The sequence below is a fragment of the Actinomadura barringtoniae genome (assembly GCF_017573505.1).
GTDB lineage: Bacteria > Actinomycetota > Actinomycetes > Streptosporangiales > Streptosporangiaceae > Spirillospora > Spirillospora barringtoniae.
The window spans coordinates 22,118-45,863 of sequence record NZ_JAGEOJ010000030.1; the positions used below are offsets into that span (position 1 = coordinate 22,118).

A 23,746-nucleotide genomic window follows, 5' to 3' on the forward strand; every position below is an offset into this window, starting at 1 on the left:
TCCCCCTCCCTTCCGCCGGGGAGGGAGCCCGCCACATCTGAACGGGCTCGATGCTCGCCAGCGTATGACGCCGTACATATGAAGTACATGCAATTGCTGCATCAAACTCTGTTGCAAATTGCACAGAGTCTGGTGGATCTGAGATCATTCGGTGATGCTGAGGCGGGTTTCTCTGGCATAGAGTGCGGGCATCAACCCGGTTAGATGCATGCGAACACCGCACATTCGGTGGTGGAGGCGTCTGTCCTCTGATGGGAGAACCCGCTGATGAAGAACCCTGGAGCATCTTCGGAGTCGGCGGCCGTGCCGGCCGTGGGGGAACGGGTCACCGTCAATCTCAGCGTGAAGGCGCGAACCTCCCTACAGGAGATCACTGAACTCACCGGCCACACCAAGACCGACGCGATCAACCGTGCGCTCGTGGTGTACGCCGAGATAGAACGCATGGTCGCCGACGGCGGCGCCGTCTTCTGCCGTGAGGATCGCGACGGCGACCTCATGCAATGGAAGATCCTCTGACGGCGGGCTAGGGCTGTGGGTCTGTCGTGAGCCGTGGGATGGAGGGGGGAGCGACCGGCAGCCGCCTCTCGAACATCGAGCCGGACGGCAGGTCGTCCGAGCCGCGCGTGACCCCGCAGGGGAGAAACCCCAGCCCGCGGTAGTAGGCGTGAAGCCCCTCGTTGGTCGTCCAGAGGTCGATGCGGATCGAGGTCGCGCCCGGTTGCTGCCGACGGCCCTGCTCGCCTGCCCAGTCGATCAGCTCGGCGCCGAGTCCGATCCCTGCGTACCTGCGGTCGATGACCAGCCGGTGCACATAGACCGCATCAACTGACTGCGCTTCGTCCGTCCATAGGGCGGCATTGCCGACCGCCGTGATCGTGACCGTGGCAGCCATCGTCGGGCCGTCCATCACGACCCACGACAGCCCTCTGCTGATGCCGTCGTGCACGCGCTTGTCACGGCTGTCGCGGTCCGGCCAGGGCTTGTTCCACTGGTCGGTGCTCTTCTGTGTCTTCAGCCAGTGCCCGGCCTCGTCGATGAGCCTGATGACGTCGTCCAGGTCGTCCTCGACAGCGGGCCGTACATGAAGGCGCGGTCCCCGCGCTCGAATCCTGCGATCGCGGATCCTGCTCATGACGTTCACTTCCTCGTGCCCATGGGAAGCAGCGTGGGCTCACTCCGAGGGCGGTGAAGGTGGGTATCGGTGCTGTTCCTCGACGATGGGTTCGGGGACGTTACCGATGTTGTAGTGAAGGAGGTTGCGGTCGGCCGGCCAGACCGTGACCGTCAGCCGGAACGCCCGCCCTTCGGTGCTGTACGCGGTGCGGATCGTCTCGAAGACGACATCTTGGGTGGAGTCTCCGAGAGCGAAGAAACGCTTCTCGTTGTCGTCGGGAGCGCGGGCCTTGATCTCGTCGTGGTAGCCCTCTTCCCGGTATCCCAGTGTGTCGCCGAGATACTTCACCGCTCCCTCGGGGATATCCTGCGCCTGCAGTAGCTTGCTGGCGCCCCTCTTGAGGGCGAAGTCCAGTGGGTAGTACGAGGTCTGCAGCGACCAGGGGTCACCGTCGAGATAGATCTCCTGATGCCGGGACACGATCTGGGTGTTCGGCTCGATCTGCAGGTACCAGGCGATCTGGCTCGTGACTACCTGGATCTGCACTCGTGGTGCCGAGCTGGTGGGCGTCCTGTTCTGCAGTGCGGCGTCGCGCTTGTACCACTCGCCCTCGCCGCCGCCCGGCCCCACGCCCAGCTCGGTGGCCGACAGCGTCACGTGCACCGGCTCCGGTCGGAAGACGATGAACGTCCCCTTGCCCTGCTCGGACACCACGTGGCCGCGAGTGGCGAGGAAGTCCAAGGCCTCGCGGATGGTGTTGCGCGAGGTCTCGTAGTGGCTCTGCAGCTCGCTCTCGGGCGGCAGCTTCCTGCGGCCGCCCTCCCTCTCCCGCGGAAAGTCACCCTCGCCGATGCGTCTGAGCAGGTCATTGGCGACTTCACGCCATCGTCGCGCCGCCATTGGTCTCTCCGTCCTCGGCAACGATGAGCCGGTATCAGGTTTTCTTAGCTCTCCAAGGAGGGTAAAGGCGGCCATGTTGACTTGTTGGTACAAGTTGATAAGCCGACCGGTTAAGCAAGTGAGGCAACGTCGCGGATCGCAACGGGGTTCCAGTCGATCTCCATTTCGGGTCTCGTAATTCCGAGATGTTTCTCATCCGATAATCATCGTCCGCAATGCGTCGATAAAATTGCTGGGTGTCCCGAGTCGACGAGCGACGCACAGGCCGGCGAACCAGAACCACCGGCCCGGCCGAGGATCAACACGCTGCCGCGCGACCTCGCCGACTTCCTTCGTCGGCCGCGATGACGAGGTCGAGCCGGTCTGCCGTGTCATCGATGAGAGCGCGGCCGCCGGCGGGCAGCTTCAGGTGCTCTCCATCGATGGCATGGGGGCGGCGCTGTACATCAATCTGCGTGTACATGCCGAGCACAGGCGTTCGCCGACTACCAGCTGGGTGCGCTGGAACGCGCGACGGGCGACCTTGAGCACGCGCGGGAGCACTTGACGGCCGCATTGAATATCTACGATGGCCTGACGACGGCCCGGAAGCGGTTCGCGGTCCCGCGGAGTGTCGCGGGACCGCGAGGCCTGCGGATAAGTCAGTGTCGATCGGCGACGTCGTAGCCGTGCAGGGCGTCGACGAGGCCATCGCGGGCGTCGGGTGCGCGGTGCGACCGCGGCATCGGTGACTGGACGCCGCCGACGATGAGCTGAACCAGGTGACGCGGTTCCACCAGCACGCTAGCGCTGATCGAGCGGGCCTCTCGAAGGACGGTCCGTTCTCCCTGTCGTCCGGAGACGAATTCTCCCATGTTCCAGCCGGTCCACTCGTCCCACACCAGGGCGTCCCGCCCGAGGATGACGGTGGCGTCGATCGGGTTCATCGGGTCCAGCCAGGACCGATGCACTCCGAAGCCCGATGCGATGAGCGCGTCGACTACGGCCGTCGTGTAGCCGTGGACCAGGTTGACTTCCGGAACCGGGTGGCGCGATGGGTGTTGCGATTCAGGCATGTTCGGCTTCCTTGTTGTGATGCCTAGAGTTGATCTGGACGTTGGTGGGTCTTTAGCGAGGCGGCCGCGGCCAGATGTGGTCGGGGACCTCTCCCGTGATGAAGCGGATGGCGTTCACGCCTCGCTGGTAAACGGTCACAGTCAGCCGGAACGGGAGCCGATTCTGATCGTAAGCGGTGCGTGAGATCTCCAGCACGGCACTCTGCTTCGGCAGCCCGAAAAAGGCCCGTTCCTGGTCGGCGGGCGGCCGTCCGACGAACTCGTCGATGTAGCCGCTCTGGCTTCGTCCGATCGCTGCCAGATAGTTGACGGTCCCCTCCTCGATGTCCTCTTCCTCGAAGAGGAGGGGCGCCTGCTTGGCCAGGTCCAGGTCGAAGTACGAAGTCTGCAGCGAGTGCGGCTTACCGTCGACGAACCGTTCCTGCGACCGGCCGACGACCTGCGGCCGCGGCCGGTCGGCCGGGATCCCGAGCGCTTTGATCTCGGCCTTCGTCGCCTTACGGATCTTGACCTCGGGCGTGGTGAAGTGCGCGGAGTGCCCCTGTCGTTGCGCCTCTTCGACGAAGGCCTGGCCCTCGCCGCCGCCCAGCCCGGCTCCGGTGGGGTTGCCGGTGGAGCCGAGGTCGACGTTGCTCAGGGTGATGTAAAAGGGCTCACGTTGCTCAGCGACGAACGTGCCCTTCTTGGAAACGGTCCTGACCTGCTCCGCTTTGCGGAGCTCACTGATCGCCGTCTTGACCGTGCTCTCCGAGACACTCCAGGTGGTGGCCAGCTCCTTCTCCGACGGAAGCTGTTCCCCTGGCGGAAGCTCGCCCGACTCGATCTGCTGCTGGAGGGCGTTGGCGATCTTCCGGTACATGGGGGGTTCTTTGACTGCCATCTCCTCCCTCATTCCAACCAGGGAAGCTGCGTGGTTTCAGTGGGTCTGAGACAACTGATTCCCATGATCAGGTTTTTCCCCTACTTGGGATGGAAAACACCTTTGTAGGGAGTAGAGCGAGTAGCTGCCATGAACGGCCATCTCACCGAACAGATGCTACAGAGTGCATCGGATCGAACTCTAGAGATTGCTGGCGTGAGTGCCGTCAGGGCGTGCCGAGTCAACGAATGGGGCGAACGGGCGACCTAAGGAGTGACCGGTGGAGGAGTCCAGTGACCTGAGTGGTGACCCCGCGCCGGATGAGGAGAGATCGGTGGAGGACGGACAGGTGGAAGCCACCCAACTCACATACGGAGCTTTGGTCGACGAGATGCCGACGGCGAAGGCCGACCCGCGCATGGAGTACGTGCGGGTCGAGGTATCGGTCGCCGGGGGCACCGCACGCCTTGCCGTCGTGGTCGCGCTGGGGCTGGTCGCCCTGGGCGTAACGGCGCTGGGCGGGTTCCTGCTGGAGGCGCCGGCGGGCTGGGACCTGGCTTGCTCAGTGCTGACGTTCACTCTCGTCCTCGCCGGGGGCCTGGCCGTGGTCGGCCGCAGCCGTTCCCGGCGTTGAGGCTCTCGGTTTCTCTCGCTTCGAAGGTCGTCATTCCCCTGGGATCGGTGCTGCGATGATCGCCGGGGACGTGCCCCACGTGCGCCGTTGTTTGGCTTGTCAGCTTGTACCTACAAGTTCACACGTCTAGGTGTTCCTCACATCATGATGGCTGAACTGGCCGGTGGCCTCCCCTGGACAGCTGATGGTGGCGTTCGGTAACCGGGCGTTCACTGACAAACTCAGGAAACTTGGGTAAAGCGGTGGCGGAAGTCCGGGTTCGCGGTCACCATTGGTGTTCGTGAGCGTCCGCCATCGCGGGCGCCGTTTCCGTTCCCAGAGACCTTCCGGAGTGATCGCATGCCTGTCCGACCTTTGAGCCCCGGCGCGGTCGGGGACGGTCCGGACGGGTCGCTGGTCGATCTGGCGTACGGGCTCGGGGAGCAATATGAGCGTGAGGGCGACCTTGAACAGGCCGCCCAGTGGTACCGCCGCGCGGCCGAGGCCGACCGCGGCCGGGCAGCACTGCGTCTCGGGGACGTGCTCGGGCGGCTCGCCGATGAGCGGCCGCCCGCGTCCGAGCGCCTGCTGGCCGAGGCCACACGCTGGATCGCTGGGGCGCCGGACGCCACCACGCCCGACGCGATCGAGCTGATCACCGACATGCTCAACCGTCACCAGCGCGCCGCCGCGCGGCGTGGCCTGGAGGCTCAGCCCGCGGGCTGAACGCCTGGTTGGCCGTGGTCGGTCGCGGAACCTGCGCCGCCGAACGAACCGAATCGTCGCCGCCATCGTCGGACCCAATGAGTCCGACGCGCCGTGGAAGGTGACGAGATGAGCGGCCACGAGCCCGGGTGGATGCCCCCGGATCACATGACCACAGCCGAGTTCCGGCTGCCCAAGGATGCCGGCGAGGCGCCTACGGCGGAGGACGCGGCGCCTTTGGCTGACGAGACCGTCACCGATCGGCCCGTGGACCTTGACGCTACTTATGAGGACCCGGCTGCCGTTGAGGCGCTTCCTGTGGACGATCCAGAGGAAGACCTTCCTGTTGATGACGTGCCTGAGACCGTGACGGACTTTTCCGTACCGCCGGTGCTGGAAGAAGAGGCCCCGGCCACGGTGACGGACTTCGCTGTTGCGGAGACCCCTGCTGTGCCGATTGAGCCGCCTACCGCGCCGCAGGAACCGCAAGTGGTGGCGCAGTTTGAGCAGGGGGCTGTGCCGCTTCCGGAGCAGGAGCCAATGGCTCCGGTTTCGGAAGAGCCTTGGACGGCGTTGTTCGGGTCTGAGCAGGAACAGGAACGGGCGGGCCTGGGGACGCCGCCCGTACCCAAGTCGCCCAGTGGCGGGCCTGCGGTCGAGATGCATCAGCCTGCGCCGGTCTCACCGGAGGCGGGAACGCAGCCTAGCTCCGTGCCGCAACCCGAGTCGGGAGTGCAGCACGTTGCCGGGGCGTCGATGGCGGCTGCTGCGGCAGTGCCTGCTGGGGGAGTGCAGGCTGCTGCCATGCCTGCGGGGGGCATTCCTGGGCCGTACGGCACTCCGTCTCCGCCGCCGGGGAGCGGCAGCGGTAAGGGTGCGCGGCGTGGGGTGCTGATTCTTGGTGCGGTCGGGGCCGTGGCCGTTCTGGCGGGGGCTGCGGTCGGAACGATCGTGCTGAGCGGGGGCAAGGACTCGGACAAGAAGACGGCCTCTGCGTCGACGCCGAGCGTTTCGCCTACGACGGGCGCGTCGGGCTCGCCTACTAAGGCGGGTACGCCTTCGCCGACGACGTCGGCTACTCCTGGGGCGTCAGGTGCGCCGGTGCCGTCCGCCGTGCCTACCGTTCCGGGGCAGTCGGGTGCGCCTACTGCGCCGGCCGTTCCGGGGCAGCCGACCACGGCGCCGGTGGGGCCGGTGGTCACCGGGAAGGGGATCACCTATCAGCTCATGCAGCAGGAAGAGGGCTACTACGAGGGGCGGCTGGTCATCACCAACACCTCGAACAAGCCCATGAAGGGCTGGAAGATCACGTTCGACGCGCCGAAGAACGACGTCAAGAACCTGTGGGGCGGCCGGCTCGTGCACGGCGGCGACAAGGTGGAGATCCAGAGCGAGAAGGGCGCCGAGGCGATCCCGCCCGGCGCGACCTGGGCGATCCAGTACGGCGCGGCGGGCAGTGCGGCCAATCCCAAGGGCTGCCGGGTCAACGGCAAGCCCTGCGGGTTCTGAGCGGGGCCGGGGTCAGGACTCGGCGGCGGCGGCGAAGTGGCCGAGGATGCGGCTCCAGCCCTCGTTCAGGTCGCCGCCACGCCCGGCGAACGCCTCGGCGATGGCGCTGAGGCGTTCGGGCGGCAGCTTGTCCCAGCCGCGGTGCTCGAGCTCGACGCGGGTGAGGGTCGGGCCGAGCGAGCTGAAACGGATCTCGACCTCGGTGCCCTCGGCGGGCGGGACCTCCCAGGTGAGCACGAGGCGGTTCGGCGGCTCCCACGCCGCGACGCGGCCCCAGTCCTTCTCGGTGCCGTCCGCCCACACCTCGTGGACGCGCCCGCCGGTCGATTCCTGCACGTGAACGGCCTTGATCTCGTCCGCGCCGAACGAGAAGGGTTGGTTCGGCCACCAGGCGCCCAGCGAGCGCACGAACACCTTGTAGGTGTGCGAGCGGTCTCTGCGCACGATCGTCGCCTGCTGGATCGGCTCGGACAGGGCCGGGACGTTCGGCTGTGCCATGGGGGAGGGACCTTCGGCAGTCGGTGGCGGCCGTCTCCATGCTTCCAGCCCCTGGGTGGAGATGGGATGGTTTCGACGGCTTCGGGCTCTGTCCGGCCAGCGTACTAGTCTGCTGACCATGCGTATCGCGAGGTTCTCCACCGACGGCGGCATGTCCTTCGGCGTGGTGGAAGAGAACACTGTGGCCGCGGTGGCGGCGCACCCCTTCGGTGAGCTCACCTTCACCGGGCAGCGCTTCCCGCTGGCCGACGTCCGGATGCTGGCCCCCATCCTGCCGAGCAAGGTCATCGCGATCGGCAAGAACTACGCCGATCACGCCCGCGAGATGGGCGGGGAGCCGCCGGCCGAGCCGGTGCTGTTCTCCAAGCCCTCCACCGCGGTGATCGGGCCGGGCGAGACGATCGCCTACCCCCAGAAGCTCAGCGAACGGGTCGACTACGAGGGCGAGCTGGCCGTGGTGATCGGACGGATGTGCCGGGAGGTGCCCGCGGCGCGCGCCGCCGAGGTCATCCTCGGTTACACCTGCGCCAACGACGTCACCGCCCGCGACCTGCAGAAGAAGGACGGGCAGTGGACGCGGGCCAAGGGGTTCGACACGTTCTGCCCGCTCGGCCCGTGGATCGAGACCGAGCTCGACCCCGCCGACCTCGCCATCACGACCGCCGTGAACGGCGACGTGCGGCAGGACGCGCGCACGTCGCTGCTGCTGCACGACGTCCCCACCCTGGTCGAGTACGTGAGCCAGGTGATGACGTTGCTGCCGGGCGACGTCATCCTCACCGGCACCCCGGCCGGCGTCGGCCCGCTGGAGATCGGCGACGAGGTCACCGTGACCGTCGAGGGCGTGGGCGAGCTCACCAACCGTGTCGTCGCCAGGGAGTAGGGGCCGTGGGTTTCACCGGATTCCAGGACGAGGCGTTCGAGTTCTATGAGGGGCTGCTCGCCGACAACTCCAAGGCGTACTGGACCGAGCACAAGCCCGCCTACGAGCGGTGCGTGCGCGAGCCGATGATCGAGCTGTTCGGCGAGCTGGAGGACGAGTTCGGCGAGGCCAGGATGTTCCGGCCGTACCGCGACGTGCGCTTCAGCAAGGACAAGACGCCGTACAAGACCCACCAGGGCGGCCACACCGGCGGCGGCTTCTACTTCCAGCTCGACGCGGACGGCCTGATGGTCGCGGGCGGCATGTACGCGCCGTCGCCCGAGCAGCTGCGGCAGTACCGCGCGGCCGTGGACTCCGCGTCGTCCGGCAAGGCGCTGGAGACGATCGTCGCGGACCTGCGTTCGGCCGGCATGGAGATCGCGGGCGACCGGCTGAAGACGCGGCCGCGCGGCGTACCGGAGGACCACCCGCGCATCGAGCTGCTGCGCCACCGGTCGCTGTACGCGCACGAGGGCTGGCCCGCCGACCCGTGGATGCGCACGCCCGAGGTCGTGGATCGCGTACGCGACGCGTGGCGGCGGCTGCGCCCGCTCGTCGAGTGGGGCCAGGACCACATAGGCCCGCCCGACTTCACCCGCTGAGGCTCGCTGGACGCCGCCGGGCGGATCAGCCGCTGAACGTGCTCACCCGCTGAAGCCGTCCGGGGGGACGCGTGCGCCGGTGGCCGGGGTGGTGCCCGACCAGTGCGCCACCTCGGCCTCGGCCCAGTCGACCCAGCGCAGCAGCGACGCGTTCTGCTCGCGCATGAAGCGCGCCGACAGGGCGATCACCGGCAGGCGGTCGGGGTAGGGGCCGCCGGTGGTCTCGTACTCGGTCATCCGTTCCTCGATCGCCGCCCGCGCGAACTCGGCGTACGCCCGGATGTGCGCCAGGACGGCCCGCAGCTGCTCGATGTTCCCGTGATCGGCGAACGCGACCTGGACCAGCGCCTCGAACTCCAGGACCGGCCCCGCGCCCGGCTCGTCCAGCCAGCCCCGCAGCGCCGCGCGCCCCTCGTCGGTGATCTCGTAGATCGTGCTCTTGCGGCGTCCGGTGTATTCGACGCGGCTGCCGGCCAGGCCGTGGGCCACGAGCTTCTTCGGCTCCTCGTACAGGACGCTGCCCGCCCGGGGCCACAGCGCGCGCAGGCTGCGGTCCATCTGCTGTTTCAGCTCGTACGTGGTCCATGGCTTGACCGCCATCAGGGACAGGATCGCGTACGAGGTCGTGGTGAGCGCCGCCATGGGCCTTGACGATACTCCGATCCGGAGTATCTTCGAGACCGTGCCCGAGATCACTGGTGTGTCTCATCTGTCCCTGTCGGTCCGCGACCGCGACGCGAGCGTCCGCTGGTACGGCGACGTCCTCGGCTTCAGCCCGTTCGCCCAGGTCGACAACGACGAGTGGCTCGAAACGATCTGCGTCCACCCGGCCGGCCAGCCGATCCTTGGCTTCCAGCAGCACCGCGACGCCACCGGCGGCTCGTTCGACCACCGCCGCACCGGCCTCGACCACCTGGCGTTCCAGGTGGCGTCCCGTTCCGAACTGGAGGAGTGGAGCGCCAAACTCGCCGGGCTGGGCGTCACCCAGTCGCCCATCGCCGAGACCGAATGGGGCCCGGTGCTGTGCTTCCGAGACCCCGACGGCATTCAACTCGAGCTGTTCGCCATGGCCTGATCGCCAATCGTTTTGGTCCCAGGTCCCAGGGTCCTGTATTCTCCTTGAGGCGCGAGCGACCGGCAGGTCAGCTCAAACGCACTGGGGTATGGTGTAATCGGCAGCACGAGTGATTCTGGTTCACTTAGTCTAGGTTCGAGTCCTGGTACCCCAGCTGGTCCGCCGATCTTGATCGGGCGGGCCGCTTCTCTTGTAGGTCCGCAAGCGGTTCGCACAAGGGGAGAACGTCCAGTAAGCTGGGCGAGGCCCGAAACGGCCAAGCAAGAGCTGCAAGCCCCCGTCGTCTAGTGGCCTAGGACGCCGCCCTCTCAAGGCGGTAACGGCGGTTCGAATCCGCTCGGGGGTACATCCCAGAAGCCCTGATCGCATTGCGCGGTCGGGGCTTCGATCTTTTCCGGGGCCTACTCAACCAAGTGACAAAAGCCCCCATCGACCTGTGCGGCCGACCTCATTACTTCCGATCGCGAGGCCGGGACAATCGCGATCGTGCCTACCCATCCAAGCCCCGACCACGCTGGCGACCTGCGGCTGCTCGAGGGCCTCCGCGACCGCCGGCCCGGGGCCGTCGCACACGTCTACAACGTGTACGGCCCACGGCTCTTCGACTACGCCGAGGCCCTCCTGCGCGACCGGGACCTCGCCGTCGAAGCCGTCCGCGAGGCGCTGGTGGCCGCCCGCGAGCCCGCCGCCCTCCCCGACCTCGACCGTTTCCGCGCCTGGCTGTACGCCCTGGTCCGCGACGAGTGCCTGAGCCGCCTCGCCGACGGCCCCCGAGGCCACCCCCGCCTAGAGCCCGGCCGCATGGTCTTCCATTACGCCCTCACCGGCCCCACAGACCTAGAACGCGAAGCCGCCGACCTGGCCCGCCAACACGGCCTTGGAACGCTCGAAGTCTCCGAAGTCCTAGGCGTCTCCATCAACCAGGCCGCCACCCTCCAAACCGGCCCCCACCCCGAATCCGGCGCCGGCCCCACCCCCCTGACCACCCCCACGCCGCCGCATGCGCCCGCCCCTCCTCATGCGCCTGTGTCTCCGGACGCGCCGACTCCGCTTGGCGTGCCCGCATCGCCGAACATGCCCGCGCACCCGAGGGCGCCCGCAGCTGGGAATGCGCCCGCGCGGCCTGGGGTAACCGCGCCGCTGAGGGCGCCCGTGCGTCCGAACGCGCCTGGTGTGTCCCCGTCGTCCGCGCCGTCGGGCGCGCCCGACGTGGTGAACGGTCCCACAGCGCCAGGCGCGCCCGCTTCGGGGAGCGTGACCGCGCGGCCTGGGGCGCCTGCGCCGGAGGCCGTGTCTGCGCCGCCGGAGGCGTTCACGCCGTTGAGTGCGCCTGTGCCCCCGAACGGGCCTGGCCTGTCTCCGGGGTCCGCACAGGCAGGTGCACCTGGCCTGCCGAACGGACCCACGCCGTCTGGAACGCCTGCGCAGCCTGAGACGGCCGCGCCGTTGAGTGCGCCTGGTCTGTCCCCCATGCCCGCGCCGCCTCGGCCCACGCCGCGTAGTGCGCCTGCGGCCTCTCGTACGCCTGCGGGTGGGAAGGGGGTGCGGGTTGATAAGGGGCGGATGAAGGCGTTGACGCCTGCGGATGAGGTGCCGGATGTGCGGGTGGCGCCTGCACCGGGGGCTCCTCGGGTTAAGCGGGCGGCGCCTGGTGGGGGGAAGGGGCAGCGGAAGCGGGCTTGGGCTGCGGCTGGGGGAACGGTCGGGGTGATCCTGCTGGCGGGGGGTGTGCTCACGCTGGTGACGTTCGGGATTCCCAAGGCCAAGGACTACACGTCCGATGGCGGGACGCCGCAGGCTCCGCCCAGCGGGCTGGCGGCGGAGACGCCGGATACCCGGTTCGGGTCGCCGACTGTCTCGCCTAGCGCTTCGCCGTCGGCAAAGGGTGACGGGGGGCAGCAGCCCGGGGCTTCGGGGGCGCCTAGCCCTGGTGCCTCGTCGGCTCCACCTAGCAAGGCGCCGCCCAAGGCGAGGACGGAGAAGAAGCCGGGCGGGGGTGGGGGCACTGGGCATCTGATTGTGAACGACAGTGGGTGTCATCGGATCGCGGCACCGGCTACGGGAAGGTGCACGGTGAGGTTGACGGCCTCGGGTGGGAGCGTTCACTGGTCGGTGGCCTCGGTCAACTCGGGGGTCGCGAGGCTCGCGGCGTCCGGGGGCGGAACGCTGGCGAGCGGGAGTTCTACCAGCGTGACGGTTTCGGTTTTGCCGACGGTCAGTTGTTACGCGCGCGGGTTCGGGTCGGGGTCGGTCGGGTTCGCGCCCGGCGGGTCGGCCACGATCTCTTATACGTGCTGGTGATCAGAAGCAGGCGTACGAGCGGAGCTGGGCCAGGGCATCGTCGGGGGTGAGGGACGGCGCCACCAGGGTGGTCTCGTCGTCTGTGCAGGTGACCGCGCCGGACGAGTCGACGGTGCAGGTGCGGCCATGGTGCCATTCGCCGAAGACCAGGCCGACGGTGCCTCGGGTGACGAGGGGTACTACTACGTCGTCGTCCTGGCCGGGCGTGGAGATCCAGTACGTGGGGACGTCGCGGCCGCGGGTGGGGCTGAGGTCGGGGTTGGCCTGCTCCGCCTCGGCCATGAGCATGTCGAGTTCCAGGTGTTCGACGGCCTCCTCCAGCAGGTCGCAGACGTGCAGGCGGGGCGCGAGGGACTGGATGAGGCCGTCGTCGAAGGCGCCCTCGAACATGCGGTTCAGCTCGTTCCGCGAAAGGACCACCTTCGCGTCGCGGGACAGGAGATCGACCAGCATGGCGCGCATGAAGCCGTTGGCACCGGGGCCGACCACACCCAGGCCGGAGGGGCGGGCCAGCTCTTCAGCTGAGCGGAGCGGTGTTGGCGGTTTGGGGGAACGGGCGGGCCGGGGGAGTGCGGGGAGGGGTCTTGTCATCTGTTGATGGAGTGCGAAGGCCAGGAGGAGTAGGACTACCGCGATGACGGTCGGCCAGATGCCAGGGGTCGGGTCTTCTGCGGCAGGGGCCGCGGCCGGGGTGGCCTTGGCGGCTGGGGTGGTGACGATGGTTTTGGTGGGTGCGGGGGTGTCGGGGGCTGGGTTGTGTTGAACGGGGCGGTGTTGAACGGGGCGGGGTTGGGGCTTGGGCTGCCGGGGGGCCGCCTTGACGGGCTTGGCCGGCTTGGTGGGGGTGTGGTGGGCGGGGCGCGACTTGTGAGAGGCCCCGCCTCGTACTGGCTTGCGGAACGCGCGGCCCAGGTCGGGGTGCTCGGCGGTGATCTCGTGCCGGAGATTCCGGCAGAGCCGGCCGCCGTTGATCAGCGAGGCGGCGGCGCCCTGGAGCTTGACGCAGTCGGCGGCGGACGCGGTCGACGGCGCGCAGAGCAGCAGGACGAGTGCCGCGATGAGCAGCGCGAATGCCTTCACGGGTGGCCACCTCCCCCGACGATGCCCCGTGATCAGTGACCTGATGTAATCAGCGCCGGTCGGGTGGGTGGGGGAGGGTGACACGGGGTTGGGAGATCCGTGATCACACCGATACCGATCGGTGTCGTCCGTGTCCCTGGCTGACGGGAAGGCGTTCGGTCAACTAAAGTCATCGGGCACGGCGACAGAGCAGGGGGCGTGGGGAACAGGTGGCTCAGGATCGGGCGGGGGCGGTTCACGGCATCGCTCCGGGAGCGACGCTCGCGGAGAAGATCGAATGGCTGATCCGGAACATGTGGCCCGCGGAGGTTCCGCCGGCCCGCAACAACGTCGAGACGGCGGCCGCGATCGCCAGGGCGACGGGCGAGGACATCTCGTCCACGACGGTGTGGAAGCTGCGCACGGGGCGGCAGGACAACCCGCAGCTGCGCACGCTGACCGCGCTGGCGAACTTCTTCGGCGTGCCGATCGGCTACTTCGGCTTTCCCGGTGAGGCCGACCCGATCGACGACGACCTGACGTTCAAGGCGCTGCGGCGCGAGGTCGCGGGCGGTGTGGTGCGTTCGGAGGTGCTGCGCGCGCTGGTCGACCTGTCTCCGGAGGCGCGCTGGGTCGTCGACGAGATGATCCTCGCCGCCGCCCAGGCCGACCGGAAGCGCAAGAAGGCTCAGGGCTGAGGGGTTCGCCAGAGGGTGGGGACGTCGTCGTCCTGGCCTACCGCGACCAGGTCCGTGCCGAGCACGGCCAGGGCGTTCAGGCGTTGCGGGCCGTCGCCGTCCAGGGCACGTCCGTGCGGCCGGATCGGGCGCCAGGTCGCACCGTCCGCCGAGGCCCACATGGCGGCGTCGCCGGACGTCTCGCCGCCGAGGGCGAAGCCGCGCGGGGTGGCGACGACCGCGTTCAGCGTCGCCGGGATCGCCTGGCCGCGCCATGTCCGTCCCGCGTCGCCGGAGAACGCGACCACACCGGCGCCGATCGCCACGACCGCGTCACCGCGTGCGGTGACCTGGCTGAGCGGACCCAGGTTCGCGGGCATCGTGACGGCGGTCCATTTGCCGCCGTCGGCGGAGAGCCAGGCCTCGGCGTGGTCCTTGCCGCCGACAGCGACGTATCCCTTGGACACCGCCGCTACGTCGCTCGCCTTCAGGTCGGAACGCGTCCAGCGCGATAGGTCGTCGGAACGCCAGGCGTTGTCGCCGACCACCACGTAGCCGCTCGTGCCGTACGCGGCGCCCGACAGGGTGCCGTGCACTCCGCCGGCCGGGTGCCATGAGGCGCCGTCGGGGGACGTGGCGATCGTGCTGCCGCCGACCGTCACCCAGCCGTGCGGGCCGTACGTGGCGGCCGTGAGGCGCTGCGCCCCGGCGCCGCCCAGGCCGTCGCCCGCGGAACGGGTCCACTTCTCGCCGTCCCGCGTGCTCCACACCGCCGCGTCGCCGCCCGCGCTGCCGATCGCCAGGATCGTTCCACCGCCGGCCACCAGCCGCTTGATCGTACGGTCGGGGGTGACGGCGCCCGGGACGCCCAGCAGGTCCACGTCGCCGTGGCGGCTGCCCGGCGCGGTCAGGTAGGCGCCGCCCGTCTGCGTGCCCGCGACCAGCACGCCCTTCGGCAGCGCCGCCGCGACCTGCGCGGCCCGGCCGCCGTCGGTCGCCAGGCGCTCCACGTTCTGCCAGTTGACGCCGTCGGTTGTGCGCTGAACGGCCACGCGGCCGTCGGTCAGCGGGACCAGGGCCGCCAGTCCGCTGTCGCTGCCGCCGAGCGCGCCCAGCCGGTCGTACGTGCGCCGGTCGATCATGCTCGCGCGCGCCCAGCCCACCCCGTCGGCCGAACGGAAGAACACCGCGATCTTCCGCTTCTTCTTGGAGTCCTTGCGTTCACCCTCACGGGCCGCATAGAGCCCGCCGGGCCCGGACGCCAGCGCGACGATCGGTCCGTGCGACCCGTCGCTCTGTGGAACGTCGGCCTTGGTCCACGTACGCGCGTCGACCGAACGCCACAGGGCGCCCTTGCGATCCTGCATGACGACGTTGCGCCCGTGCGCGGCGACCCGCACGGGCTCAGCGTCCACGGCCGTCTCGACGCGCTGCCACGCCACGCCGTCGGGTGATGTCCACGCCACCGCCCGTCCCTGGGAGGACGTGCCGACCCCGACGAAACCGAGCTCGCTGAAGGCCAGGCCCGCGACCTTGTCGCCTGGGCTGAACGAGCCCGCGCGCCGAGTCCACTCCTGCCCGTCCGCGCTGGTCCACGCCGCCTCGCCGAGCGCCACCCAGCCCTTGGGGCCGGCGGCGACCGCGGCCGGGACGCCGTCGGTGTTGACCGCACGCCACGCCTTGCCTCCGTCGGTGGTCACGAGGAACTGGCCGCGAGGCTGATCGATGGTCTCGCTGCCGACGGCCACCGCGGTGTTTCCCTTGACCGCGACCCCGCTGACCGCCTGCTCGTGCCCGTCGTACATCGCCGGGGGCACGGCGAAGACCTGATCCGCTTTCCGCGCGCCGCCGCCCTGGCCTTCCCCAGGCTTGTCATCCCCCATGAGGCGGAATCCCTGCCAGACGCCCAATCCGGCCGCGACGACGACAACGACCGCGAGTCCAGGGCGTATGAGCCGCTGCAGCCCGGAGCGGGGCGGCGTGGGCAGCCCTCTGGGCCGGATGAACGCCGCATCCCCCGCAGGCGCGGCCGGTGCCGGTCGCGCCCAGGCCTGCTCCCGCGCAGCAGGAGGTCGAGCCTGCGTGGCGGGCCTTCGCGCCGCCTCCTGGGGAAAAGGCCTGGGCGTCCAGGGCATGGCGTCCGCCTGCCCCTGGCTGGGTGGGTGAGGTGCGGGGGTGCTCTTGGGCGGCGGGACCCAGGGAGGTGGGGGCGGCGCCGGCTCCTCGGAAGGAGGCGGAGGTGTGGGAGAGGCACGCCAGCTGGCTACGAGCTTGTCCTCGGGTTCGGCATTGCCCCAGCTGGGTGGAACGGGGGTCGGGGCGGAGTCGCCCCGATCCTCGCCCCGTTCCTCGTGCCGGTCGTCAGTGCCCACGTTCGCCCCCTCGTGCGAGGGAAAGTGTACGAAAGTGGGAGGTGGTGGCCCAGTGGCCTAGTGGGTGAGAGCGTCGTGGACGCGGCCTGCGTGACGTGCGGCTTCGAGGCAGGCGACTCGGTCTGCGGGGTTCAGGGTGCGGGAAGTGGCGGCCACGAGGGCCTGGGTCACCAAGAGGGAGAACGTGGCGGCCTGGGTGGGCTCGGGGCTGTACATCTTGAGGGACGGGGCGGCGGACAGTGCCCACCAGGCGTCGCTGGCCTCGGCGAGGGCCGGGTTGTAGACGGGGTGGTCGGCGGCCAGGGCGGTGGCGCAGCGTTCCATGAGCTCGACGCCGGCGAAGGTGGCGGCCATCAGGCTGGGCAGGTCGCAGGCGGAGCGGATGCGGTCCGTTGCGTAAACGATGTGGTCGTTCATGGGTGTCCCCGTTCACCAGAATCATTGGTGCTCTTAGTGTGTCCACTGTGGGTGACGGACGTCAATCATTGTTGGTGTGTGTCGGGATTGATTACTTGAAGTGCTGAGTGATGGTGTGGAACGAGAGCTTGGGCGCCCAGCGGCCGGTGCGTGCATAGTCGGGGAAGACCTTCACCACGGAGAACCCGGCCATGTCCATGTCGAGCTTGGGGTTGCGCATGTACGGGGACTCGGTCTCGATGAAGTTGTAGACGAACGTGCCGTGGACGCCCTGTCTCTCGTGAACGGTCAGGCACTCGTCGATGTAGCGGGCCTGCACGCGTTCGTCGCGTACGTGGTGGCCTTTGATGACCGGCGGGTTCTTCGTCCAGTCGATGATGTCGAAGCCATCGCCGCCCCGCTTGTCGGCACCTCGGTAGGTGCAGCAGCCGAACTCGGTGATGATGACGGGCTTGCGGTGGCGGTGCAGCGCGCGGACATCTGAGGCGTAGGTCTTCTCGTTCGAGGAATCCCGGTAGAGGTCTATGCCGACCATGTCGAAGCCCTGCCAGGCAACGTCCTCCCATACGCCGGAGGAGTACGTGATCGGGCCATGGAAAATCGAGCGGACGGTGGTGAGGGCCGTGGCCAGGAAGTTGTTGAGGCGCTGGTTGTAGTCGGGGGTCGTGGCCAGGGCCTGGGCGCGCTCGATGTAGTTCTTACCGGGGACCAGGCCGTCCATGAAGATGGTGAGCTCGCAGCCTAGGGACAGACCCGCTTTGAGGCGCTCGGCAACGTGGCCGACTGCCTTGATGAACGCGAGGGTCTCACGGGCACCCTTGTCGAACTGGCGAGGCTCGAACCAGACCTTCAGCCCCTCGGCGGTCGCTATTTCAGCGGCTTCGGTAAGGCGGTGCAGGTCCGAGCCCAGGAGCAGGATGCCCGTGCAATGGAGCTGGTGGCGGATCGCCTTGATGTCGTGCCGTACGTAGGGGGTAAGCCAGACCTCGCGTTCGGTGTCGTAGTTCATGCCGCGCAAGGGGATGCGGGTGGAGGCCTGGACGGGGGTCGCGTAGGCGGCCGTCAGGGCGGCAGCGCCTACGAGTACGGTCCTTCGTTCGATGGTCATGGGCCTACTTTTCGCGGGGAGCGCCCGCACGGGCATCGGCCGTTAAGCCATTGCGCCTAGACCAAAGACGCTCCCGTCACGACCAAGGTCAGTCCCGGGCCAGGAGTAGCCCCGGCCAAGGTCAGTCCTGGAAACGGGGTGCCTTCATGTGGACGAGGCTGTCCTGCTTGTGGACGCGCTCGTCGTGGCCGATCTGGCGCAGCAGGTCGGCCACCGTGTCGTAGTGGCCGTACTCAGCGCTGTAGGTCGTGGGCGCGGGGCGGAGTTCCAGCTCGGGGTGCTCGGCGACGTAGCTCATGTACTCGTGCTCGGCGTGGTCCTCGAAGTCGGCGTTCAGGCGGTAGCTGAGCTCCGGCTTCACCAGGAAGAGCAGCCAGGACACGTGGTAGTAGAAGAACGCCACCAGCCATGGCGCGGCGCGGTGCAGCAGGAAGGACTGCCTGTGCCCTTCGCGCTGAACGAGGTCCTGCAGGATCAGCAGGTGCCACTGCTCGTTGTCCTGCTCCTCGCGGGTTTCGAGAATGCGGTCGTACACGCGCTTGGCGAGGGCGGAACGGCGCCGGTGCCGGGACATCGAGAAGGAGCCCATGCGTTCCCACGCCTGGTACGGCACGCGGGCGATGAACTCCAGCATCGTGAACTTCACCAGCGTGCGCTCACGCCCGTAGACCAGGTCCATCTGCTTGAACAGCATCCGCGCCAGCAGGCCGTACCGCAGACGGGGTGCCTCCAGCGTGTCGATCTGCGCGGCGCGCAGCTCCCACGCGGACAGCTTGGGCGGAGCGCCCTGCGTAACAGGCGCGAGGGCGGGGGTGGGGGCGGCGGTGATCGTCATCGTCTCGTCCGTTCGTCGCGGTGGTTGATCCGCTTCGATGTTGCGTGGACGGCGACCACCGCGGCGTCGGCCGCGGAGATGCTCTTGGACTACCGCGCTGGATGTTCTTCCCGGTGAACGAGCTGCGCCGTGAGGATGGCGCACCGCGCGCCCGTACGTCGAGCGACGTAAGGGATCACCCCTAAGGGGCCGCCGGGCCCCAGGGCCCTAAGGGACGAGACCCGAGCGACCGGCCAGGTCGAGGGCGGCCTGCGAGGCCGGGGCGAGGAGGTCGCGCTCCGCACGTCCTACGTACAGGAACTCGTCCACCTCGCCCGTCGCGGCGAACTCGCCGTCGTAGTCGGCGGTGAAGCAGGCCATCCGCACGGACGCGAACGCGGGCTGGTCGTGGGCGGGCGCGTGGACCACGCCGAGCTCGCGGAACGATCCGGGCTCGAGCTCGACGCCCAGCTCCTCGCGTACCTCGCGCGACAGCGCCGTCCAGTCGTCCTCGCCCGGCTCGCGCTTGCCGCCGGGGAGGTAGAGCAGGTCCCGTCCGCGCGACCGTACGGTCAGCATCCGGCCCTGGTCGGCGCGTACCCAGGCCACGACGTCGAGCACCGCTTGATCCATGTGGCTCAGTCTGTCAGCAGCTTGAACGCGGTGCGGCGGCCGTGCTTCTGCCCGATGGCGAGGGCGAAGTAGAGCTTGAAGATCCCGTCGACCACGTCGTGCTGGTCCTCGCCGACGTACACCGGGCGCAGGCCGACCGCCTCGACCAGCCGTTCCACAGCGGCGCGCGCGTCCTCGTCGGAGGAGAAGAACAGGTCGGCCCGCTCGCCGCCGACGATCGGGTCCTCGAACATCTCGCCGCCGAGGGTGTTGAACGCGCGGGCGTAGCGTGCGCCCGGCGCCTTGGCGCGGACCTGCTCGGCGCTGTTCGGAACGGCCTGGCCCATGCGGTTGGCGACGTCGACGACGATCCGGCCGGCGAGCGCGGGCCCGTTGGCGTCCAGGTACGCGTCGACGGCCTGGCCGGGCAGCGTCACCACCACGACCTCCGCGTCCGCGATCGCCCGTTCGAGCGTGTCGACCCGGGCGGCGGTGCCGCCGATGAATCCGGTGCCGATGACTGCGATCCGCATCGCGTTCCTCCGTTGTGGTCCCGCCGCATGATGTCAGGTCAGGCCAACGCGAAAACGAGCCCGATCAATCCCAGCGCGACGGTGACGAGGGTCGCGAGGAGGACGGAGACGGGGTCGGCGACCGGCTCACCCGCACGAAGCCGCCGACCCCTGCGACGATGCTGCAGCCTGGCACGGCGCAACTGCAACCCCGCGCCCGTACAGACGACGAACGCGGCCAGCGCCGCGCCGCCCGGGGTCGGCGCGAGCCGTACGCACAGCAGGCCCGCGACGATCAGTGCCAGCGTGGTGCGGGACCAGGCCAGCGCGGTCCGTTCGGGCTGCGCGCCGGGGTCCCAGAGGTTCATCGGGTGAGCAGGAGCGCGGCGAGCAGCGCGATGGCGCCGATCGCCAGCCCGTAGGCCATGATCGGCGCGAGCGCGGGCGGCGGGAGCGTCTCGGCGCGGCGCAGCGCGCGCTCGGTGCGCAGCCAGCGGCGGAACGCCATGGCCGCGATCAGCGCGCCCCCGGCGGACAGGCCGATCGCCAGGCCGTGCCGCAGTGGCGCCGCCATCAGGTGGCCGCTGACCGCCACCCCGATGCCGCCCGCGATCATCGCGAGCGCGGTGCGGATCCAGGCGAGGAACGTGCGTTCGTTGGCCAGGGTGAAGCGGGGGTCGGGGTCGGTTCCCTCGGCGAGCAGACGGTCGGTCCACTTGCCGCCTGGGGTCTCCGGGGGATGGGTCGCGGTCACGCATTGATGATATGCGCTTTGCTGTTTATCGACCCAATCGATGTGAATTTGAATTCCGACTGACAATATCGGAAATCGGCCTCAATCCCCGAATCTACGGGCGCTCACGTCCTCCTGCGCCAGCCGGTGCAGGGCGGTCAGGACCTGCTCGTACAGCACCGTGGAGACCAACATCGAATGAACGGTGCGGCTACGCGGGGCGTCGTCGGCGATTCCGCCGATCTCGTGCTCGGCGACGCTCATCGCGGCTTTCATGTACGGCCGGAGTTCGACGAGCGTAATGGGAAAGCCGAGCCGCCTCAGTGCCACGAACGTCTGGGCGAGCAGTTCCCGCGCGGGCGCCTCCGGGCTCACCTGCCAGCCGAGTTCGCGGATGAGCGCGTCCACGTCCTCGCGCGCCGCGCGCCAGTGCGGGTCGTCCGGGGCGTCCACGTGCGGGCCGAGCGCGTACTGCGTCGTGCCGAACAGCTCGCGCATCCCGACCGACTCGTCGTCCACCGACGCGATGATCTTCTTGATCGAGGCGACCGGGATGTCGCCGACCTCGCGCAGCGCGCGGATGAGCCGGAGCCGCTCCAGGTGGCGTTCGTCGTAGTCCGAGCGAGTGGCGCTGGCGGCGGCCCCCTTCGGGAGCAGTCCCTCCCGGATGTAGAACTTGATCGTCTGAACCGTGAGGCCGCTGCGGTCGCTGAGCTCGGAGATCTGCACGACGCACCCCCTATGTTGGATACCCACGCTATCCAACCCGCGCCGTCAGATACCCCCACTATCCAACGAGTCGCAGCGGCCCTCAAGCCCTAACGCCCTTACCCGCCGAGACGGAGATCGGTGATCGAGCGGCCGACGCGGAGCGCGTTCACCGGGAAGCGATCGTCCAGCTCGATCCGCACAGAAACGGATTCGCCCGGGGCGGCCTCGGCGACCGCGAAGCCGGCGAGGCGCAGGGTACCGCCGGTCGAGTACGCCTGAACGACCTCGCGTCCGGGACGGGAGCCGGTGTTCCGGACAGTCACCGTCGCGACGCCGTCCGAGACCGTCACGGACTCGTACTCCCAGGTGGTGTAGCCGAGGCCGTGCCCGAACGGGTACGCGATCTGCGCCGGCTCGTAGTGCCGGTAGCCGATCGATGTGCCCTCCGAATACTCCAGTACGCCGTCCACCGGGTGCGGCGAAAGGATGCCGGACTCGGTCGACGGGAACGTGGTGGGCAGGCGACCGCCGGGCTCGGCGGCGCCGGTGAGAACGTCGGCGATCGCGTCGCCGCCCTCCTGACCGGGCAGCCACGCCCACAGGACCGCGGCGACGTCGTCACGCCACGGCATCAGCACGGGCGCGCCCGCGTTCACGACGACGACCGTTCGTGGGTTCGCGGCGGCGACGGCGGAGACCAGCTCGTCCTGGCGGCCGGGCAGCGCGAGCGTCGAACGGTCGAAGCCCTCGCTCTCGACGTCGTCGTTCGTGCCGACGACGACCACGGCGACGTCGGCCTCGCGCGCGGCGGCGACGGCGGCGGCCAGTTCCTGGTCCTCGGGCAGGTGCGGGCCGTGGTGGCCGATCGCGAACGAGCCGCCGAACAGCCCGCCGACCAGCGTGTAGCCGACCTCGACCGGGATGCTCTGCCCGGCCTCCAGCGACAGCTCGACGCGGTGCTCGGGCGGCCGCATCATGCCCTCGACCGGGTCGTCGCCGTCCAGTGACAGCGTCACCGACTCGACGTGGTCGCCCAGGCGGAGGTCGAACGGGCCGACGCCCGCGACGGCGAAGGTGTGCACGCCGGCCACGTCCGCCGTGACGACGGCGCGCGCGACGATCCGGCGGGTGCCCTTGGGCAGGCCCTCGAAGAAGATGAAGTGCGTGCCGCGCCGGTTCTCGGTGTCGAGGAGCTTGGCGTCCTCGTCCTGGTAGTCCAGGCGCAGGCCCGGCTCGCCGGTCTCGGGGTCGGACATGAGCGCCAGGGGCAGGTGCGCGAGGCGTTCGTGCGGGTAGACGCCGGAGTGCACCGCGGTCTCGGCGTCCGGGAGCGCCCGGCGCAGTCCCTCGACCGGCGTGACGACGTGGTCGGGGTTGACGTGCGCGCTGCCGCCGCCCTGCGCGCTGAAGCGCACCGCGTTCGGGCCGAGCAGCGCGACCTTGGCGGGGGAGGCGAGCGGGAGCACGCCGTCGTTGCGGAGCAGCACGGTCGCGCGGGCGGCGATCTCGCGAAGCTGGTCGCGCGCGTCGTCGGGCGTGGACGCGGGGGCGGGCTCGGGGAACCCGTCGAGCGCGCCGACGCGTGCCGCCAGGCGCAGGACGCGCAGCACCTTGTCGTCGATCAGCTCTTCGGAGACCTTGCCGTCGCGCACGGCGGCGACGAGCTTGTCGCGCCACGGGCTGCGCGGCATGCCGGGCATCTCCAGGTCCATGCCCGCGTTGGCGCTCGCCTGGGTGGAACGGATCGCCGTCCAGTCCGACATCAGGACGCCGTCGAAGCCCCACTTGTCCTTGAGAACGCCGGTGAGGAGCGGCTCGTTCTCGGTCATCGTGGCGCCGTTCACCTGGTTGTAGGCGGCCATCACCGCCCACGCGCCCGCCTTGACCGTGTCCTCGAACGGGCGCATATAGAGGTCGTCCATCGTGCGGTCGTCGATGCGCGCGTCATAGGACATGCGGTCGGTCTCGGAGTCGTTGCCGACGTAGTGCTTCACCGTCGCCGCCACCCCGGCCGACTGCACGCCGGTCACGAAGCCGACGCCGATCCGCGAGGTCAGCAGCGGGTCCTCGGAGTAGTTCTCGAAGTGGCGGCCGCCGAGCGGCGTGCGGTGCAGGTTGATCGTCGGGGCCAGCTGAACGTGCACGCCCTTGTCGCGGGCCTGCGCGCCGTTCAGCCGCCCGATCCGTTCGGCGACGCCGGGGTCCCAGGTGGCGGCGAGCGAGGTGGCGCTCGGGAACAGCAGGCTGGTGTCGCGCTCGTCCCAGGCCGTGCCGCGGATGCCGCTCGGACCGTCCGACAGCACGACCCGGCGCAGCCCGATCCGCTCGATCGGGCGCAGCGACCAGAAGTCGGCCCCGGTGAGCAGGTCGACCTTCTCCTCCAGCGTCAGCTCAGCGAGCCGCTCGCGCAGGACGGACACGTCGATGGTCATTGAAGAACCTCCCTAGGGACACATGTCCACTCAAAGCTCCGCTCAAAGCCGACTCTATGTCGCACTACCGAGTACTCGGTAGGTTTGTTATCTTTGCGTTACCTTTCGCCCTGGCTAGGGTTGGGGGCAGGCAGGAGGCGGGG

26 protein-coding genes and 2 tRNA genes are annotated in these 23,746 nt (G+C 69.2%); 10 read left to right on the forward strand and 18 right to left on the reverse strand.

What is annotated here, in order from left to right; genetic code table 11:
- Positions 1-267 precede the first annotated feature (267 nt).
- Positions 268-519, forward strand: a complete 252-nt coding sequence (locus J4573_RS47990) for a hypothetical protein (protein ID WP_208263131.1) — start codon at positions 268-270, stop codon at positions 517-519.
- Between the two features lie 7 nt (positions 520-526).
- Here the strand turns inward: J4573_RS47990 and J4573_RS47995 are convergent, their stop codons facing one another.
- The 5 genes from J4573_RS47995 to J4573_RS48015 all read right to left on the reverse strand — a co-directional run bounded on the left by J4573_RS47995 (position 527) and on the right by J4573_RS48015 (position 3,931).
- On the reverse strand, positions 527-1,135 hold the full coding sequence (locus J4573_RS47995; protein ID WP_208263132.1) for a GNAT family N-acetyltransferase: 609 nt from the start codon (positions 1,133-1,135) through the stop codon (positions 527-529).
- A gap of 39 nt (positions 1,136-1,174) precedes the next feature.
- Positions 1,175-2,017 carry a GntR family transcriptional regulator gene (locus tag J4573_RS48000; RefSeq protein ID WP_208263133.1) on the reverse strand — a complete coding sequence of 281 codons (843 nt, stop codon included), beginning with the start codon at positions 2,015-2,017 and terminating at the stop codon, positions 1,175-1,177.
- Positions 2,018-2,315: 298 nt separating this feature from the next.
- Positions 2,316-2,480, reverse strand: coding sequence for a hypothetical protein (locus tag J4573_RS48005; RefSeq protein WP_208263134.1), 165 nt, complete (start codon positions 2,478-2,480; stop codon positions 2,316-2,318).
- Positions 2,481-2,658: 178 nt separating this feature from the next.
- Complete coding sequence (locus J4573_RS48010; RefSeq protein WP_208263135.1) at positions 2,659-3,072, reverse strand: DUF6292 family protein; 414 nt, start codon at positions 3,070-3,072, stop codon at positions 2,659-2,661.
- Positions 3,073-3,124: 52 nt separating this feature from the next.
- Entirely contained in the window at positions 3,125-3,931 is an 807-nt protein-coding gene (locus J4573_RS48015) for a GntR family transcriptional regulator (RefSeq protein WP_243774778.1), read from the reverse strand.
- A gap of 334 nt (positions 3,932-4,265) precedes the next feature.
- Here J4573_RS48015 and J4573_RS48020 point away from each other — a divergent pair, with 334 nt between their 5' ends.
- From J4573_RS48020 to J4573_RS48030, 3 genes are all read left to right on the forward strand, one after another.
- Positions 4,266-4,565: a hypothetical protein gene (locus J4573_RS48020; RefSeq protein ID WP_208263137.1), complete on the forward strand. Its 300-nt coding sequence runs from the start codon at positions 4,266-4,268 to the stop codon at positions 4,563-4,565.
- Between the two features lie 339 nt (positions 4,566-4,904).
- Entirely contained in the window at positions 4,905-5,270 is a 366-nt protein-coding gene (locus J4573_RS48025) for a tetratricopeptide repeat protein (RefSeq protein ID WP_208263138.1), read from the forward strand.
- 108 nt (positions 5,271-5,378) lie between these two features.
- Positions 5,379-6,758, forward strand: a complete 1,380-nt coding sequence (locus J4573_RS48030; protein ID WP_208263139.1) for a cellulose binding domain-containing protein — start codon at positions 5,379-5,381, stop codon at positions 6,756-6,758.
- 12 nt (positions 6,759-6,770) lie between these two features.
- On the opposite strand, the gene J4573_RS48035 is transcribed toward J4573_RS48030, so the two are convergent.
- Positions 6,771-7,256 (reverse strand): SRPBCC domain-containing protein, encoded by a 486-nt coding sequence (locus J4573_RS48035; protein WP_208263140.1) that lies wholly within the window; start codon positions 7,254-7,256, stop codon positions 6,771-6,773.
- A gap of 118 nt (positions 7,257-7,374) precedes the next feature.
- Here J4573_RS48035 and J4573_RS48040 point away from each other — a divergent pair, with 118 nt between their 5' ends.
- The gene (locus J4573_RS48040; RefSeq protein WP_208263141.1) at positions 7,375-8,139 is read left to right on the forward strand and encodes a fumarylacetoacetate hydrolase family protein; all 765 of its coding nucleotides are present in this window, start codon (positions 7,375-7,377) and stop codon (positions 8,137-8,139) included.
- Positions 8,140-8,144: 5 nt separating this feature from the next.
- Complete coding sequence (locus J4573_RS48045; RefSeq protein ID WP_208263142.1) at positions 8,145-8,780, forward strand: DUF2461 domain-containing protein; 636 nt, start codon at positions 8,145-8,147, stop codon at positions 8,778-8,780.
- 42 nt (positions 8,781-8,822) lie between these two features.
- Here the strand turns inward: J4573_RS48045 and J4573_RS48050 are convergent, their stop codons facing one another.
- Positions 8,823-9,422 (reverse strand): PadR family transcriptional regulator, encoded by a 600-nt coding sequence (locus J4573_RS48050; protein ID WP_208263143.1) that lies wholly within the window; start codon positions 9,420-9,422, stop codon positions 8,823-8,825.
- Between the two features lie 40 nt (positions 9,423-9,462).
- Here J4573_RS48050 and J4573_RS48055 point away from each other — a divergent pair, with 40 nt between their 5' ends.
- From J4573_RS48055 to J4573_RS48065, 3 genes are all read left to right on the forward strand, one after another.
- Positions 9,463-9,855 (forward strand): VOC family protein, encoded by a 393-nt coding sequence (locus J4573_RS48055; RefSeq protein ID WP_307797502.1) that lies wholly within the window; start codon positions 9,463-9,465, stop codon positions 9,853-9,855.
- An 82-nt stretch (positions 9,856-9,937) separates the two neighbouring features.
- Positions 9,938-10,009: transfer RNA gene (locus J4573_RS48060), tRNA-Gln, on the forward strand.
- Between the two features lie 119 nt (positions 10,010-10,128).
- Positions 10,129-10,201 (forward strand) — tRNA-Glu (locus tag J4573_RS48065).
- 1,955 nt (positions 10,202-12,156) lie between these two features.
- On the opposite strand, the gene J4573_RS48070 is transcribed toward J4573_RS48065, so the two are convergent.
- Positions 12,157-13,236 carry a hypothetical protein gene (locus J4573_RS48070; protein WP_208263144.1) on the reverse strand — a complete coding sequence of 360 codons (1,080 nt, stop codon included), beginning with the start codon at positions 13,234-13,236 and terminating at the stop codon, positions 12,157-12,159.
- A 209-nt stretch (positions 13,237-13,445) separates the two neighbouring features.
- Between J4573_RS48070 and J4573_RS48075 the strand changes: the two genes are divergently transcribed.
- A complete protein-coding gene (locus J4573_RS48075; RefSeq protein WP_208263145.1) occupies positions 13,446-13,913 on the forward strand; it encodes a helix-turn-helix domain-containing protein in 468 nt (155 codons plus the stop codon).
- On the opposite strand, the gene J4573_RS48080 is transcribed toward J4573_RS48075, so the two are convergent.
- From J4573_RS48080 to J4573_RS48125, 10 genes are all read right to left on the reverse strand, one after another.
- Complete coding sequence (locus J4573_RS48080) at positions 13,904-15,775, reverse strand: WD40/YVTN/BNR-like repeat-containing protein (protein WP_208263146.1); 1,872 nt, start codon at positions 15,773-15,775, stop codon at positions 13,904-13,906. The genes J4573_RS48075 and J4573_RS48080 overlap by 10 nt on opposite strands.
- A 546-nt stretch (positions 15,776-16,321) precedes the next feature.
- Positions 16,322-16,681 (reverse strand): hypothetical protein, encoded by a 360-nt coding sequence (locus tag J4573_RS48085; protein ID WP_208263147.1) that lies wholly within the window; start codon positions 16,679-16,681, stop codon positions 16,322-16,324.
- 91 nt (positions 16,682-16,772) lie between these two features.
- Positions 16,773-17,789, reverse strand: coding sequence for a glycoside hydrolase family 113 protein (locus tag J4573_RS48090; protein WP_208263148.1), 1,017 nt, complete (start codon positions 17,787-17,789; stop codon positions 16,773-16,775).
- Positions 17,790-17,910: 121 nt separating this feature from the next.
- Positions 17,911-18,624: an alternative oxidase gene (locus J4573_RS48095; protein ID WP_208263149.1), complete on the reverse strand. Its 714-nt coding sequence runs from the start codon at positions 18,622-18,624 to the stop codon at positions 17,911-17,913.
- Between the two features lie 207 nt (positions 18,625-18,831).
- Positions 18,832-19,236: an NUDIX hydrolase gene (locus J4573_RS48100; protein WP_208263150.1), complete on the reverse strand. Its 405-nt coding sequence runs from the start codon at positions 19,234-19,236 to the stop codon at positions 18,832-18,834.
- A gap of 5 nt (positions 19,237-19,241) precedes the next feature.
- Complete coding sequence (locus tag J4573_RS48105; RefSeq protein ID WP_208263151.1) at positions 19,242-19,748, reverse strand: NADPH-dependent F420 reductase; 507 nt, start codon at positions 19,746-19,748, stop codon at positions 19,242-19,244.
- A gap of 38 nt (positions 19,749-19,786) precedes the next feature.
- A complete protein-coding gene (locus J4573_RS48110) occupies positions 19,787-20,095 on the reverse strand; it encodes a DUF202 domain-containing protein (RefSeq protein ID WP_208263152.1) in 309 nt (102 codons plus the stop codon).
- The gene (locus tag J4573_RS48115; RefSeq protein WP_208263153.1) at positions 20,092-20,481 is read right to left on the reverse strand and encodes a YidH family protein; all 390 of its coding nucleotides are present in this window, start codon (positions 20,479-20,481) and stop codon (positions 20,092-20,094) included. Before J4573_RS48115 ends, J4573_RS48110 begins: the two co-directional genes overlap by 4 nt.
- An 81-nt stretch (positions 20,482-20,562) precedes the next feature.
- Positions 20,563-21,189 (reverse strand): MerR family transcriptional regulator, encoded by a 627-nt coding sequence (locus J4573_RS48120; protein ID WP_208263154.1) that lies wholly within the window; start codon positions 21,187-21,189, stop codon positions 20,563-20,565.
- A 98-nt stretch (positions 21,190-21,287) separates the two neighbouring features.
- Positions 21,288-23,603, reverse strand: coding sequence for a glycoside hydrolase family 3 protein (locus tag J4573_RS48125; protein ID WP_208263155.1), 2,316 nt, complete (start codon positions 23,601-23,603; stop codon positions 21,288-21,290).
- Positions 23,604-23,746: the final 143 nt, after the last annotated feature.

What these genes read in the sequence shown, in the direction of transcription:
- J4573_RS47990 (WP_208263131.1), top strand. Translation starts at nt 268, where the DNA reads ATGAAGAACCCTGGAGCATCTTCGGAGTCGGCGGCCGTGCCGGCCGTG.
- J4573_RS47995 (WP_208263132.1), bottom strand. Translation starts at nt 1,135, where the DNA reads ATGAGCAGGATCCGCGATCGCAGGATTCGAGCGCGGGGACCGCGCCTT.
- J4573_RS48000 (WP_208263133.1), bottom strand. Translation starts at nt 2,017, where the DNA reads ATGGCGGCGCGACGATGGCGTGAAGTCGCCAATGACCTGCTCAGACGC.
- J4573_RS48005 (WP_208263134.1), bottom strand. Translation starts at nt 2,480, where the DNA reads ATGTACACGCAGATTGATGTACAGCGCCGCCCCCATGCCATCGATGGA.
- J4573_RS48010 (WP_208263135.1), bottom strand. Translation starts at nt 3,072, where the DNA reads ATGCCTGAATCGCAACACCCATCGCGCCACCCGGTTCCGGAAGTCAAC.
- J4573_RS48015 (WP_243774778.1), bottom strand. Translation starts at nt 3,931, where the DNA reads ATGTACCGGAAGATCGCCAACGCCCTCCAGCAGCAGATCGAGTCGGGC.
- J4573_RS48025 (WP_208263138.1), top strand. Translation starts at nt 4,905, where the DNA reads ATGCCTGTCCGACCTTTGAGCCCCGGCGCGGTCGGGGACGGTCCGGAC.
- J4573_RS48030 (WP_208263139.1), top strand. Translation starts at nt 5,379, where the DNA reads ATGAGCGGCCACGAGCCCGGGTGGATGCCCCCGGATCACATGACCACA.
- J4573_RS48035 (WP_208263140.1), bottom strand. Translation starts at nt 7,256, where the DNA reads ATGGCACAGCCGAACGTCCCGGCCCTGTCCGAGCCGATCCAGCAGGCG.
- J4573_RS48040 (WP_208263141.1), top strand. Translation starts at nt 7,375, where the DNA reads ATGCGTATCGCGAGGTTCTCCACCGACGGCGGCATGTCCTTCGGCGTG.
- J4573_RS48050 (WP_208263143.1), bottom strand. Translation starts at nt 9,422, where the DNA reads ATGGCGGCGCTCACCACGACCTCGTACGCGATCCTGTCCCTGATGGCG.
- J4573_RS48080 (WP_208263146.1), bottom strand. Translation starts at nt 15,775, where the DNA reads ATGGGGGATGACAAGCCTGGGGAAGGCCAGGGCGGCGGCGCGCGGAAA.
- J4573_RS48085 (WP_208263147.1), bottom strand. Translation starts at nt 16,681, where the DNA reads ATGAACGACCACATCGTTTACGCAACGGACCGCATCCGCTCCGCCTGC.
- J4573_RS48090 (WP_208263148.1), bottom strand. Translation starts at nt 17,789, where the DNA reads ATGACCATCGAACGAAGGACCGTACTCGTAGGCGCTGCCGCCCTGACG.
- J4573_RS48095 (WP_208263149.1), bottom strand. Translation starts at nt 18,624, where the DNA reads ATGACGATCACCGCCGCCCCCACCCCCGCCCTCGCGCCTGTTACGCAG.
- J4573_RS48100 (WP_208263150.1), bottom strand. Translation starts at nt 19,236, where the DNA reads ATGGATCAAGCGGTGCTCGACGTCGTGGCCTGGGTACGCGCCGACCAG.
- J4573_RS48105 (WP_208263151.1), bottom strand. Translation starts at nt 19,748, where the DNA reads ATGCGGATCGCAGTCATCGGCACCGGATTCATCGGCGGCACCGCCGCC.
- J4573_RS48110 (WP_208263152.1), bottom strand. Translation starts at nt 20,095, where the DNA reads ATGAACCTCTGGGACCCCGGCGCGCAGCCCGAACGGACCGCGCTGGCC.
- J4573_RS48125 (WP_208263155.1), bottom strand. Translation starts at nt 23,603, where the DNA reads ATGACCATCGACGTGTCCGTCCTGCGCGAGCGGCTCGCTGAGCTGACG.